The organism is Helicobacter vulpis (assembly GCF_003660395.1).
Taxonomy (GTDB): domain Bacteria; phylum Campylobacterota; class Campylobacteria; order Campylobacterales; family Helicobacteraceae; genus Helicobacter; species Helicobacter vulpis.
On record NZ_QXQT01000029.1, the window covers coordinates 1 to 13,347 of the forward strand.

Here is a 13,347-nt window from a genome sequence, read left to right on the forward strand (position 1 = left end):
AAACCCACGCCTCCCCCACCTCCCCCAAAGCCTAGCCCGGCTAGGCCAGAGCAGGTGGCTAAAGTGTCCCCAAATATCCCCAAGAGTGTCCCTGCTAAAGTAGAACCCACGCCCCCGCCCCCCGCTCCAAACCCTACGCCCCAACAAGAAAGCCTAGTTGCCCCTACAGAGCCCCCCGTTGCGCCCAAAGAACCCAATGCGCTCTCTAGAAGAACACGCGGAATCCGCATTGTCAAGCGCACCGATCAAGAAGAGGCGGCTTTGGCTAGGGCGGCTCTAGCCTCTATGATGAGTCATAAGGAATCGGGTGAGAAAAAGGCTAAGAAACCCTCTAAACCCAAGAGTGCTGCCAAACCCAGCCCCAAGAGTCGCGCCCAAAGGTTGGATTTCTCACAAAATCGCGATTTTAACGATCTCTATGAAGACGAACAAGATGAAATCATGCTCTTTGATTTCCATGCTCAAGATTTGGAGATCAAAGAAGAAACCCCCCCTAAGGCAATCACCGATAAAGTCAAAATCCAGCGTAAAACCCCCTGGGTCAATGAAGGGGGGATTCGCCGCGCCACCAAGAAGAGACGGGTTTATCGCCCTGAAAGCACCCAAAAGAGCGTGCAAAATAACATCACCATCTCTGAGGAAGTGCGGGTTTATGAATTTGCCCAAAGCGCAAATCTCAACTTGGCAGATGTGATCAAGACCCTCTTTAATTTGGGCATGATGGTTACTAAAAACGACTTTTTAGACCGCGATGCGATTGAGATTTTAGCCGAAGAGTTTAAGCTAGAGGTGCAGATTGAGAGCGCACAGGTTTTCATCCCCGAAGAAGAAGAAACCAGCAGCACAGAAACATTGAGCGAGCGCCCCCCGGTGGTTACAATCATGGGGCATGTAGACCATGGCAAGACTTCTTTATTGGATAAGATTCGTAACCAGCGCGTGGCTGTGAGCGAAGCAGGTGGGATCACCCAGCACATCGGGGCTTACATGGTGCAAAAAGATGGCAGGTGGATCTCTTTTATTGACACCCCCGGGCATGAAGCCTTCAGACAGATGCGCGAACGCGGGGCGAAGGTAACCGACATCGCCATCATTGTGATCGCTGCTGATGATGGGGTCAAACCCCAAACCATTGAAGCGCTCAAGCAGGCTAAGGATGCCGGTGTGCAGATCATTGTGGCGATGAACAAGATTGATAAAGAAAACGCCAATGTGGACAAACTCAAAGCCGAATGCGCCGAGTTGGGTTTTAGCCCGCGCGATTGGGGCGGGGAGTTTGAATTTATCCCCATTTCGGCTAAGACGGGGCAGGGCATTGACACCCTCTTAGAAACCATTTTGATCCAAGCAGAGATCATGGAGCTTAGAGCCCCTGAAAAGGGGAGCGCGCGCGCGGTGGTGTTAGAGGGGAGTGTAGAAAAGGGACGGGGTGCGGTCGCCACCGTGATCGTGCAACAAGGCACGCTCAAAGTGGGCGATGCGGTGGTGGCAGATATTGCCTTTGGCAAGATTAGGACGATGACAGATGATCAAGGCAGCAGTGTTAAGGAGCTCAAACCCTCTTGTGTAGCGCTCATCACGGGCTTAAGCGAAGTGCCCATGGCAGGTTCAACTTTGATCGCCGTGGAGAATGAAAACACCGCGCGCTCCTTAGCGCACAAGAAGGCGACTTACCTACGCCAAAAAGCCTTGAGCAAGAGTACAAAGGTGCATATTGACGAGCTCGCCTCTATGGTCGCCACTAAAGAACTCACCCAAATCCCCGTGGTGCTCAAGGCGGACACACAGGGCTCTTTGGAGGCGATCAAGCATAGCTTGTTGGGCTTGAATAACGAAGAGGTGAGCGTGCAAATCATTGGCGCGGGAGTGGGAGGGATTAGCGAGAACGATCTTAGCTTGGTCGCCAATAACGCGCACGCGCTCGTGTTGGGCTTTAATATCCGCCCCACCGGCATTGTGCGCACGCGCGCCAAAGAATTGCGCGTGGAGATCAAAACCTATAGCGTGATCTACGCGCTCTTAGATGACATGAAAGCCCTAGTGGGCGGGTTGATGAGCCCGCTCATTCACGAAGAAGACACCGGGCAAGCCCAAGTGCGCGAAACCTTTGTGATCCCCAAAGTGGGCACGATTGCTGGGTGCATGGTGGTTGATGGGGTGATCAACAAGGGGATCAAGGTGCGCCTCATTAGAGAGGGCGTGGTGGTGCATGTGGGTAAGATCATTTCTCTCAAACGCTTTAAAGACGATGCCAACGAAGTTTCTAAGGGCTATGAATGCGGGATCATGCTGGAGCGTTATAACGATGTGCGCGTGGGCGATGTCTTTGAAAGCTTTAAAGAAGTCCAGCAGGCTAGGGTGCTCTGATGGAGAATATCCATGCCAAACGCCTTGATGCGGGTTTGTTAGAGTATCTGCAAGAAGCCTTGAGCGCGCTAGGCGATCCTAGATTGCACGCGCTCACGCTCACGCGCGCGCATTGTTCTAAGGGCAAGTACCACGCCCACATTTACCTAGATGGGCGTTTTTTGGATGCACAAGAAAGAAGCGCTATTTTCAAAGCTCTAAAAAAAGCCACGCCTTTACTCAGAGCGCATGTCTTACAGGTGAGCGGGTGGTTTAAATGTCCCCAATTGAGCTTTCATCTTGATGAATCCTTAGAACAAGAGGCGCGCCTAGAGAGTCTCTTTGCAACGATTGCCAAGGAGTCCAAGTGCTAGAGCATTTAGAACCCCTCTTAGAAAACACCCTACAGAGTATGGATTGCGCGCTTTATGATGTCGCTTTATTGAAAGAAAACCAGCGCGATATTTTGCGCATTAGCATTAAAGCCCTAAAAGGTCCCACAACCCTAGACACATGCCAAGAAGCTAGTTTGCTCATTTCGCCCTTGTTAGATGTGCATGCCAACATGCCCGGTGCCTACACCCTAGAGGTGAGCTCTATGGGCTTGGAGCGCGCTTTGAGCAAGTTGAGGCATTTTGCGCTCTCTATTGGGGATTTGGTGGAGGTACGCACTTTAGATAACCAACGCTTTAAGGGCGTGGTGCAGGAGGTGCAAGGGGATGTCATTGTCTTTAGACTAGAAGAAGAGATCAAACATGTACCCTTTGCCCAAATCAAAAAAGCTAAAAGCGTGTTTGAGTTTGAGAAAGTTAAATAGTAAGAATGCGGGGTTGCCTTGGGCAAGAGTGATCGGCGGTTTTGGTGGGTGTTGGGGGGGGTGTTTTAGGGGGGTCTTGGTGTGGGGGGGTTTGTACTTCTTTAAGGGGGGGCAGAAAAAAGGGGAGCAGAAAATAGAAGCAGATTCGTCTCTGTCTGTATATGACACCTCTGCTTACACTTCTGCATATTACAACAAAGCTAAAGAGGCTTATAAGGACAAAGACTACGCCCATGCCCTGCGATACTTTCAAAAAGCAGCGCAAACGGGGGATGGTGCTGCCTACTATAACTTGGGGCGCATGTATCAAAACGGTTTGGGTGTCCCCCAAGATTATGAAAAATCCATCCAATACTTTCAAGCCTACGCCAGAGCCCTCATGCGCCTTAAAAGGGCTTGTATTATGAGAGGAGAGCAGCATTGCGCAGCCGTGGAGAGAATGGCCAAGCGCGCGGAGTCAGACTTTGACTGACATGGAATCTCAAGCATGGTTGGTTGTATTGGAACTCCAGGGTTTAGCTTTTCTTAAGTATTGCTAAAGACACTTTTGGGGTAGCGTGGCCTAGCGCGCCTTGGGTAGAGACGTTGGAACCAGCATCCCTAAGCTGGATTAGTTTTTAGTTATAATGGGTCAAAAGGGAGAAGATGGCATGAAGAAATTAGCTAAGGACACGTTTAAGGCGGTGCTTGTGGGTCTGTGCTGTCTATCCAGCACGCAAGCCATCACTCCCAAAAATTTTAAAGCCATGAGTCTAGAAGATTCTGAAACCTATTTTGACATGGGCAATATGTACCATAGAGGCAATATGTATCATAGAGGCAAAAGGGTGGATAAAGATGAGGCCAAGGCCCTAGAGTATTATAAAAAAGCGGCCAGTTTGGGGAATGCTAAGGCCTTTTACAATTTAGGGTTGATGTATCTCTACGGAGAGGGGGTTTCTAGAGATTACCATAAAGCCCTAGAATACTCTCAAAGAGCAGCCGATTTAGGGCTTCCTGCTGCTTATAATAATGTAGGGGTGATTTATGAGGGTGGCGGGGGGATTACACGGAATTATCAAAAGTCTATGGAGTATTACAAAAAGAGCGCTAGCATGGGATACGCGCAGGCTTATAGCAATTTAGGAGTTATGTACTATGTGGGCAAGGGGGTGGCTAAGGATTATGCCAAGGCCTTAGAGTATTACAGAAAAGCCGCTAGTATGGGGGCCGCAACAGGTTATCTCAATATTGGGGTGGCGTATGAGGAGGGTAAGGGGGTGGCTAAAAATTACCAACAAGCTATAGGGTATTATAAAAAAGCCGCCAGCATGGGGGTTTCTGAAGCTTATGGGTTTTTGGGGGATTTGTATCGCAAGGGCTCAGGTGTTGCTAGAGATTATAAGAAAGCCTTTGAATATTATAAAAAAAGCGCTAACGCGGGGAATGCAGAGGCACTTAATGATTTAGGGGTGGCTTATGAAGAGGGCTGGGGGGTGGCTAAGGATTATGCCAAGGCCTTAGAGTATTACCAAAGAGCTGCGCGCTTGGGGAGTGCTAACGCCTATGATGGCTTAGGAGATTTGTACTACAAGGGGCTAGGGGTCCCTAAAGATTATAAAAAAGCTTTTGAATACTACCAAAGGGCTGCTGATATGGGGAATGCCCCTGCCTACCACCGCTTGGCGATCATGTATAAAAACGCCTTGGGCGTTCCCAAAAACCTTAAAAAGGCTTTGCAATACGTTAAAAAAGCCTGTCAGATGGGCTATCAAAAAGCCTGTGTTGGTCTTAAGAGCAAATGATGGGGGTTTTAGTGCTTTGGCGCGTGATGGGGGTGGGAGTCTTGGGTTTTTTGCTTGGGGCATGCGCACGCCCACCCTCTAAATTGGCTAGCCCAGTGCGCTTTGAGATCGCTTATCAAGGAAGCGCGGTCAAGACCTATTGGCGCAGACTGGGGGATAAAAATTCTAAAATGTTGGTGCTAGGGAGCAATCCTTGGTTTTTTTTGCTTTGGCGCGACACCTTCAGAACAGCTAAACCCACCACGCGCATGCTAGAGCCGGGTACTTATTATCTAAGCTCCTTTGAAGTGCAGGTGGGCGATCGTCTGCTTAAAAGCCAAACGACTCTGCCCAGATGGCGCGGGGGGTGGGACCACCAGCACAACCGCCCCTTATTTCTAGCCTTCCAAGTCAAGCCCCACACGCCCCTAAAACTTCCCCCGATTGAACTTGCTATCACACACATTCCAAGGGATAAAAAACACCATATCCAAGAGAGTTATAAAGTTCATTTTCTTTTTTACGATCAAGCAAGGGGTCCTGATCAAAGGCCCCCTTGCTACCCCCCCAAGCTTTTAGATTTTAAAAGCGTGCTTCAAGAGCAGGAGCTACCCAATTTTGGGCAGAGTGATCCCGCGTTGGTGTTGGTATTTGCCTTGCTTGTCTTTATAGGAGCGCGCACAAATAGCATCTGCTTGTAAGAAGATCACTTGGGCGATCCCCTCATTGGCATAGACTTTAGCGGGTAAGGAGGTGGTGTTGGAAATTTCAATGGTGATATGCCCCTCAAATTCGGGTTCAAAGGGAGTAACATTGACGATGATTCCACAGCGCGCGTAGGTGCTTTTACCCAAACAGATAGCCAACACATCTTTAGGCATTTTGATGTGTTCGACACTATGCGCCAGCGCAAAAGCGTTAGGGGGGATGAGTACAGACTCCTTAGTGTGCACCTTCTGCACCAAGTGCGGATCAAAATTTTTAGGATCGACCACCCCCCCCGCTTGGAATAACCAAAACTCTTCGCCTACGCGAATATCATAACCATAGCTACTCAATCCGTAGCTAATAATGCCCTGAGAGACTTGTTTGTCGCAAAAGGGGGTGATCATTTGGTGTTGCAAACTCATGCGTGCGATCCAAGTGTCTTCTTTCAAGCCCATGTCCATCCTTACTTAGTGCGAAATCATGTTATTATACTACAGCTGGTCTCAGCCATTCCAATCTAAAGACGATGCCTATGAATATTAGCGATATCCAGTCCCTCGTGTCTTGTTTTGATCAAAGTGGCGTGCATTACATGAAGCTCAAGATCGAAAATCTTGAACTCATTCTAGATAAGGGGAGTAAAAAAGCCCCCATCCCCCTAGAAACTCCCCCAGTGCAACCACCCCTCCCCACTCCTCTACTCCAATCTCCCACCGCTAGTGCCTGCGCGCTCAGCCCCACCACAGGGACATCTGGAGTGTGCGACAACACCAAGCAAGACTATATTCTCTCCCCCATGGTGGGTACTTTTTATCGTTGCCCAGCCCCCGGAGCTAGCCCCTATGTCAACCCAGGAGACACCATTAAAAAAGGGCAGACCATCGGGATTGTAGAAGCGATGAAAATCATGAACGAGATCGAAGCAGAATGCGACTGTCGAATCCTTTCTGTGGAAGTAGAAGACGCTAGCGCGGTGGAATATGGCACGCAGCTAGTCCGGATTGAAAAACTCTAAGAGTCTCCCATGCCAGAGAAAAAACATTTGCAACGCATCTTGATCGCCAATCGGGGTGAGATCGCCCTTAGAGCGATTCAAACCATTGAGTTATTAGGCAAGCAATCTATTGCGATCTACTCTAGCGCAGACAAGGACACCCACTATCTTGACACCGCCAGCGCAAAGGTATGTATTGGAGGCGAGAAATCCTCCCAAAGCTATTTGAATATCCCAGCCATCATTAGCGCGGCCGAACTGTTCGAAGCGGACGCGATTTTTCCGGGTTATGGTTTTTTGAGCGAAAACCAAAATTTTGTAGAAATTTGTAGCCACCATGGTTTGGAGTTCATTGGGCCCAGCGCGCAGGTAATGGCCCTAATGAGCGATAAATCCAAAGCCAAAGCGGTGATGAAAGAGGCGGGTGTACCCGTGATTGAAGGGAGTGAGGGGATTTTGCGTGGCTATGAAGAAGCCTTACGCGTGGCTAAGAAAATTGGCTTTCCCATTATCATTAAGGCAGCTAATGGGGGTGGGGGGCGGGGTATGCGCGTGGTGCATGACCCTAGTTTGCTTAAGAATCTCTACTTAGCTGCTGAAACGGAAGCTTTGAGCGCCTTTGGGGATGGAAGTGTTTACATTGAGAAATTTATTCAAAATCCTAAACACATTGAGGTGCAGATTTTTGCAGATAAACATGGTAATGTGGTGCACGTGGGCGAGAGGGATTGTTCCACCCAACGCCGCCAACAAAAGTTGATCGAAGAAACTCCAGCGGTGGTCTTGAGCGAGAGCACGCGCGCGCGCTTGCTAGAGACTGCCATTAGAGCAGCCAAGCACATCGCCTATGTGGGCGCAGGGACTTTCGAATTTTTGCTAGATAGCAATGGGGAAGACTTCTACTTCATGGAGATGAATACCCGTTTACAAGTGGAACACACCATTAGCGAAATGGTGAGCGGATTAAATTTCATTGAATGGATGATTCGCATTGCCCAAGGGGAAGCCCTACCCCCGCAAGAAAAAATCACATGTCAAGGGCATTCTATCGAGTGTCGAATCACGGCTGAAGATCCCAAAAATTTTTATCCTAGCGCAGGCAAGATCACCTCTTGGATTGCCCCGGGGGGCTTAGGAGTGCGCTTAGATACCCATGCCTATGCGGGCTATGTGGTACCTCCCTTCTACGATTCGATGATTGGCAAGCTCATCGTACATGCCCCCACACGCGATCAAGCGATCGTAAAGATGAAACGCGCCTTGAAGGAATTCAACATAGAGGGGATCAAGACAACCATTCCTTTCCATCTAGCGATGTTGGATAATCCAGATTTTAGGCAGAACAAAATCCACACCAAGTATTTGGAGCAACAAGGCTAGCAATGCAGGTGGGGATTCCTCTTTGTGCAGAACCTGCTAGATGAGTGCCCGCCTGCTACAAAATCTTACGTGAAATAGATAGGGATACTTGGAAACAGCGTACTTTTTAGATCGCCTGGAAACATGGTTGGATAATCGAGTCCGGCAATATCACCGCAGATGTCGCGCAACACAGTGCCTTCTGGCAGTAAATCCCTTCTGGCATAGCTCACCTCAATATTGTTTGTAAAAAACCTGTCTTTTACGTAGTGAATAGGCCCAAAAGCGCATGCATGGCAGTGCGCATGAATAGGTTGGAACGCCTGATGGAGTTTTTCTAAGACTGCTAGGTGCCTGTGTAATTGTGATGCGGCGCGTGGATCACACTCATGAAACTCCACGATAATCTGCGCGAAATACTTTTCAAGGGTAGGTAAATCAAGCTTTTCAAAAATATCCCACTCCGTGCCCTCAATATCAACCTGCAAGATATTATGCGCGCTGGGATCAAAGTGGTAATCCTGCATAATTTGTTCGAGAGTGATCGTCTGTTGGTCATTCTGTGTCCCAACAAACTTTTTATGAAAAATGATATTTTGATGTAGATCGGGGCTTTGATCAACACTAGCATCATACTGGAGGACCAAATAGCCCATGCGCGCCATTTCTAAATCCCATGGAGAATAACCGCCCACCCCTAAAGAGATAGCCTTTGGTTGCACATTGGGCTGTTGGGGGGGGGGGGTACATCACATACCCCCCATCAAGCGCACCCCCTACGCGGATAAGATTGCTCAATGCCACTGGACGTATGCGATTTAAGTAAGCATCCACCGCATCTACGCAACTCTTGCGAGAATCCACAACCACTTGTGCACCAAGTTGTACAAGCGCATAGAGCAACTCCCTATGCTCTTTGTTGCTCACGCAATCTTTGATGATATTAACCACATCCACCCTCTCCAGTTGGCTATTCACACGCCGCAACTGGTTTTCTATATCACCTAGCAGTTTGTGTTGTACCCGCTCGAAGGGACCTTTTAGTTTGCGTTTCACCCACCCAAGCGGGCGATCAAATCCACTAGCCATAAACACCTTTCCATTGCCTCACTTTTCCTAACAACCCCCCCACTGTCCGTACTCAAAAATTCTATCATGTTTTGCATGCCATTGTCTTAAATTGTTTGTATTTGGTTCTTGGGTTGCAATGCCTTTTAAAGGCTTGGTAGGCGCTTTTTTGCTCTAAAAGGGTTTTAAAAGAGGGGGGAGGGTAACATCAGAACAAGAGGGGCTGGGTGCTGTCGTCTTGCTCTAAATCGTCTTGCAGAGGTACGTTCTGGGTGGAGTAATAGAGCTCTCCATTGATCTTTTGGACAATCACCCCTTGGGGGATGGAAAAATGGCGCTTGAGCGCGGGGTTAATCTGTAGGGCATGGCGCATGAAATCTGCAAAGACGGGTGCGGCAACTATCCCTCCAGCCATGCCACGCCCGATACTGCTATTATCATCGCGCCCAAACCACACAATGGCTTGTAAATTGGGGCTAAAGCCACAAAACCACCCGTCTACATAATTATTAGAAGTGCCCGTCTTGCCCGCCACTTCCATGCCTGGCACCCGCGCGCGCGCGCCCGTGCCCCGTTCTACCACCTCTTTTAAGATAGAGAGAGTGAGCCACGCCTGTGCAGGGGTTAAAATGGGCTTGGGGGGGGTTGCTTGTAGGAGTTTAGCCTGTCCTTGGGAATCGATCACATCAGAAATAAGGGTAGGTTCTAAAAGCGTCCCGTAATTAGAAAATAAAGAATATTGCATGCTCGCCTCTAAGGGAGAAATTCCAAAACTTCCCAAAGAGATGGACATGTTCTTGGGTAAGTTAGAAAAACCAAAACCCTGCAGGCCCTCATAGATGGTGTCAAAACCCACCGTGTCCACTAGGTTGATCGTGGCTAGGTTGATGGAGTTAACCAGGGCTTTTTTCAACGTGATGAGACCGGAGAACTTGCGGTTGTAATTCTTGGGCCGCCAGCTTCTAGAGCCACCTGTGGTGAAGGTGCGCGCCACATCGGGGATCAAGGACGCGCTAGAAAGCCCATGTTCAAAGGCAATTTGATAAATAAAGGGCTTGATCGCGCTGCCAAATTGGCGTTTGGCCTGCGTGCTGCGGTTAAACGCGCTTTTGGTGTAGTCCACCCCCCCTACCATCGCTAGGATATGCCCGGTATGGGTGTCTGTAACCACGATTGCCCCATTTAAAGTGCTGTCGTGATTTTCGTGCAAACGCTCCAACGCGCTTTCATAACCGCGCACCAACGCCTCGCGGGCGAGATTTTGATAATCTAGGTCAATGAAGAGTTTGATGGTGTAGCCCCCGGTTTTCAAATCCGGTAAAAAGCCCAAGGTGCGCACCACTTCATCCACCACATAGGGGGCGACATTTTGGGTTGTGGTGGTGCGATAGACATGGGGCACTTGAGCCAACGCGCTTTGCATTTCCGTACTGGTGATCCAACCCAAATTAAACAAACGGCGGATGATGCTATTGGCGCGCGTGAGCGAAAAATCTAGATGCTTGGTGGGGTCATAAAAGGAAGGGGCGCGCGGGAGAGCCATGAGCATGGCGATTTCTTTGAGCGTGAGCGCCTTGAGAGGCTTTTTAAAATAGCCCAAAGAGGCGGTTTTCACCCCATAAAACCCATGCCCAAAGAATGTCTGATTCAAATAACGCTCTAAGATCGCTTCCTTGCTGATCTTTTGCTCTAATTTCAAGGCAAGTACGATTTCTTTGATCTTGCGATCCAAAGTCTTTTCACGCGTGAGGAGCATGTTTTTGACCAGCTGTTGGGTGAGTGTGCTCCCCCCCTCGCTGTATTTTTGATGGCGCAAATTCTTTAAAAAGGCGCGCATGATCGCATCCAAATTGATCCCATTGTGTTCAAAAAACAAGGTGTCTTCAACGGCCAGTAAAGCCTCAATCATCTTAGGAGGGATCTCGCTAAAGGGGGCGTAAATGCGGAATTCATTTTCATAGAGATTGGCGATCAAACGCCCCTTGGTGTCTAAAATCTTAGTAGCCAGCGCGGGTTTGTAGTGTACAATCTTTTGTACTTCTGTGCCCGCCTCGCCCCATAAAAATAAAATATAACCTCCCCCTACAACCCCTCCAATCAACACGGGCAAGATGAAGAGCACCCACAGAATTTTTTTTAGGATTTGCATAAGACTCCTAAAACTTTTTTGTATTGGCATCTTGAAGAATGTCTGAGGAAATTTGATCGATGCGATGCCCTACCTCTAGGGAAGTGTTTGCGATTTTCAAATTATGTTCTGTGTCCGCTTTGAAGGCTTCTAGGGCGCCATTGATACTTTCTACATGCTGGGCTTGGGCTTTGATGGATTGAGTGGTGTCGCTGATACTTTGGGCCAGCACATTGATATTGCTCTCAATTTCGCCCAAAGACTTTTGGGTGCGTTCGGCTAACTTGCGCACTTCATCGGCCACCACTGCAAAACCTCTGCCATGTTCGCCCGCGCGCGCGGCCTCAATGGCGGCATTGAGGGCAAGCAAATTGGTTTGATCGGCGATGTCCTTAATGATCTCTACGATGTTTTTGATGTCCTGACCTTGGGCGATCATCGCTTCACTTTGCACACTGACATCTTGGATCGCGCTCAGAATATTGGCAATGGATTGCGAGGTTACATTTAAGCTCTGGCTTTGTTGGCTCGCGCTCTCTTTTAAATTGTCCACACACCCTTTAAGGTGTTTGGATTCTTCGCCTAGCGCGTTGGCAAAACGCAAAGAAGTTTGCAACATCTCTTTAATCTCTGTACCCAGTGTGTCTAAAGTGCGCTCCATCTCTCCAGAAGGATTAGGGATGCCCTGAGAGAAATCTAGGGCTTGGTAGCGCGCAAAGGCTTGGTTGATATTTTGGATATGCAAACCGATGCGCTGTTGTAAAAAGGCGATCATCTCGTTGAAGAATTGCTTGAGCTGGACGAGGTCTTGGCTAGCGGGCGTGGCGGCGATCTCTTGACTGAAATTGCCTTGTTTGATCTCTTGAACCACTAAGGAAACATCGCGCATACAGGCTGAATCCATTTTGATGCGCTCTTGGATTTTGAGAATATTCTCATTGATAGAGTGTTGCATGATCCCAATTTCGTCATAATGCTTGACGGGCATGATAGCAACCTCTGTGGTGTTTTGCTGGCTGAGGAGATCAAAAAAGGCATGCAGGGTGTTTGACAGCGTGGCGATGGGCTGGGCGATGAGATAGCGCATCAAGAGCAAGGTGATCCCGGTGATGAGGACTACAATGAGAATTGAGGCGATGAAAATGATCGTGTAGATCTCATGGGTGGTCCTAGCAATATTGCTTTTGGCGATGTAGCGCGCCACCACCCATTTAAAATCTCCACTATCGCTTTTGACATTGACACACATTTTAAAGGGGGTTACCACTAAGATTCCATCTTCATCGGTACTCACAGTGTGGTAATCTAGCGGCCCTGATTTGTTGCTACGCACAAAGTCTTGCAATGCGCGCGCGCTGGGGCTGGTATTGACATCTACCAAAAAACGCCCTTGCACTTTGGGGTCCATTTTTGGGTTGCCTGAGGTCAGCACCAAACCATTTTGTTGTAACATAAAAGTGTCTTGATTCTTTCTAAAAGACAAGCTCAGTAAGGTGCTGGCATCAAAAAACGCGCTGACTACGCCAACCATCTTATTCCCCTTGAACAGAGGCAAGGCAAACTCAAATCCAAAGTACTTTTTATCCCCGATCGTTTCAAAAAAAACAGAACTTTTATGCACGTTGTGATCCGCGTTCACGCGATCGATAACGGGGTCCTGCAAATCTTCTTGTGTGGGGGTGGCAAATGTGGTGTCCTGTCTGTAAAAAACCTCTGTGATCCGGGGCGCGCTAGCGTAGCGAATCTTGACGCGCTTGACGCTTGGCGCGTCCACAAAGAAAAATTTCCGGATGTGTTTGAGCTTTTCTTCTTGTTGGGTGGGGTTAACATTGGCTAGGACTTTAGAAAAGTCCTCAAACCCGTTGAGCATGCGCCCCACCACGCGTTGCATGCGCGCAGCGACCTCCCCTGTACCCTCTGTCAGCTGGGCGATCGCGCGATCCTTAATGGCTGTTTGGACTTTCAATCCAATCAACCACCCCAAAATCCCCACAGAAACGATCACCACTCCACACACCGCCAAGGACATTTTAACCCCAATTTTGGCACGTTTTAACATGATGACTCCCTGATAATCCCTGATAATCCCTGATAATCCCTGATAATCCCTGATAATCCCTGATAATCCCTGATAATCCCTGATAATCCCTGATAATCCCTGATA

The 13,347-nt window shown here is 48.8% G+C and carries 13 protein-coding genes; 8 read left to right on the forward strand and 5 right to left on the reverse strand.

Annotated features, from left to right (window positions below):
• The 6 genes from infB to EAO38_RS07770 all read left to right on the forward strand — a co-directional run.
• On the forward strand, window positions 1-2,367 hold a 2,367-nt coding region (gene infB, locus EAO38_RS07745), incomplete at its 5' end, for a translation initiation factor IF-2 (RefSeq protein WP_235852576.1).
• Window positions 2,367-2,720, forward strand: a complete 354-nt coding sequence (gene rbfA / locus EAO38_RS07750; RefSeq protein ID WP_104751705.1) for a 30S ribosome-binding factor RbfA — start codon at window positions 2,367-2,369, stop codon at window positions 2,718-2,720. The genes infB and rbfA, both read left to right, overlap by 1 nt.
• Window positions 2,714-3,163, forward strand: a complete 450-nt coding sequence (locus tag EAO38_RS07755; RefSeq protein ID WP_235852577.1) for a ribosome maturation factor RimP — start codon at window positions 2,714-2,716, stop codon at window positions 3,161-3,163. Before rbfA ends, EAO38_RS07755 begins: the two co-directional genes overlap by 7 nt.
• A gap of 79 nt (window positions 3,164-3,242) precedes the next feature.
• Window positions 3,243-3,635, forward strand: a complete 393-nt coding sequence (locus EAO38_RS07760; protein ID WP_235852580.1) for an SEL1-like repeat protein — start codon at window positions 3,243-3,245, stop codon at window positions 3,633-3,635.
• A gap of 178 nt (window positions 3,636-3,813) precedes the next feature.
• Entirely contained in the window at window positions 3,814-4,947 is a 1,134-nt protein-coding gene (locus EAO38_RS07765) for a tetratricopeptide repeat protein (RefSeq protein WP_162982737.1), read from the forward strand.
• Entirely contained in the window at window positions 4,947-5,627 is a 681-nt protein-coding gene (locus EAO38_RS07770; protein WP_235852578.1) for a hypothetical protein, read from the forward strand. Before EAO38_RS07765 ends, EAO38_RS07770 begins: the two co-directional genes overlap by 1 nt.
• Here EAO38_RS07770 and dcd read toward each other — a convergent pair.
• Complete coding sequence (gene dcd, locus EAO38_RS07775) at window positions 5,535-6,089, reverse strand: dCTP deaminase (RefSeq protein WP_121022650.1); 555 nt, start codon at window positions 6,087-6,089, stop codon at window positions 5,535-5,537. The two genes, EAO38_RS07770 and dcd, sit on opposite strands and share 93 nt — an antisense overlap.
• A 77-nt stretch (window positions 6,090-6,166) precedes the next feature.
• Here dcd and accB point away from each other — a divergent pair, with 77 nt between their 5' ends.
• Both accB and EAO38_RS07785 read left to right on the forward strand, forming a co-directional pair.
• A complete protein-coding gene (accB, locus tag EAO38_RS07780) occupies window positions 6,167-6,649 on the forward strand; it encodes an acetyl-CoA carboxylase biotin carboxyl carrier protein (RefSeq protein WP_121022652.1) in 483 nt (160 codons plus the stop codon).
• A gap of 9 nt (window positions 6,650-6,658) precedes the next feature.
• On the forward strand, window positions 6,659-8,008 hold the full coding sequence (locus tag EAO38_RS07785) for an acetyl-CoA carboxylase biotin carboxylase subunit (protein WP_121022654.1): 1,350 nt from the start codon (window positions 6,659-6,661) through the stop codon (window positions 8,006-8,008).
• 65 nt (window positions 8,009-8,073) lie between these two features.
• Here the strand turns inward: EAO38_RS07785 and EAO38_RS07790 are convergent, their stop codons facing one another.
• The 4 genes from EAO38_RS07790 to EAO38_RS09435 all read right to left on the reverse strand — a co-directional run.
• Window positions 8,074-8,682 (reverse strand): FkbM family methyltransferase, encoded by a 609-nt coding sequence (locus EAO38_RS07790; protein WP_235852579.1) that lies wholly within the window; start codon window positions 8,680-8,682, stop codon window positions 8,074-8,076.
• On the reverse strand, window positions 8,618-9,076 hold the full coding sequence (locus EAO38_RS07795; protein WP_121022658.1) for a hypothetical protein: 459 nt from the start codon (window positions 9,074-9,076) through the stop codon (window positions 8,618-8,620). The genes EAO38_RS07790 and EAO38_RS07795 overlap by 65 nt, the downstream gene beginning before the upstream one ends.
• 187 nt (window positions 9,077-9,263) lie before the next feature.
• Window positions 9,264-11,198, reverse strand: a complete 1,935-nt coding sequence (locus EAO38_RS07800; protein ID WP_121022664.1) for a transglycosylase domain-containing protein — start codon at window positions 11,196-11,198, stop codon at window positions 9,264-9,266.
• A 13-nt stretch (window positions 11,199-11,211) separates the two neighbouring features.
• A partial coding sequence (locus EAO38_RS09435; protein ID WP_328588095.1) for a methyl-accepting chemotaxis protein occupies window positions 11,212-13,347 on the reverse strand: 2,136 nt, incomplete at its 5' end.